Below are 504 nucleotides of genomic sequence, written 5' to 3'. Positions count from 1 at the left end.
TGCCAGGAGTGGGCCGGCGCCGAGGCTGCGGGCGGCCTTGACCTGGTTCACCGGAATCGCCCGCATCACGCTGATCATGGGCAACACGGTGAACGGCAGCTGAATCTGGATCATCGCGACGATCGTCGCCATGCGGGTGTAAAGAAGGGACAGCGGCTCGGAAATCAGTCCCGTTCCCGCCAGGGCATTGTTGAGAACGCCGTTTGTCTGAAGGAAGACGATCCACGACATTGTTCGAACCAGGAGCGAGGTCCAGAATGGAAGGAGAATGAAGAACAGCAGAACCGCGGCTGTCCGCCCACTGGAATTGGCGATGACATACGCGAGCGGGTATCCGATCACGATCGTGAGGCCCGTCACGACAAGGCTGATCAGGATCGTCCTGAGATAGATCGACTGGAAATCGTAGCTCGTTTCCTGGGACAATCGACCATCGGCGTCTATCTTCACGGGAAAGCCCGTCGCCCAGCGCAAGTAGAAGGCGCTGTAGCGACCGTTGTAATG

General features: G+C 58.7%; 1 protein-coding gene. It reads right to left on the bottom strand.

Annotated features, from left to right (window positions below):
• Positions 1-504 (bottom strand): ABC transporter permease (locus EN750_RS38455; protein WP_145968396.1); only part of this gene is annotated, 504 nt, incomplete at both ends.

This window comes from Mesorhizobium sp. M7A.F.Ca.ET.027.03.2.1 (assembly GCF_003999175.1).
In the GTDB taxonomy this organism is placed as follows: Bacteria; Pseudomonadota; Alphaproteobacteria; order Rhizobiales; family Rhizobiaceae; genus Mesorhizobium.
This window is presented reverse-complemented; position numbering and strand designations above follow the sequence as displayed.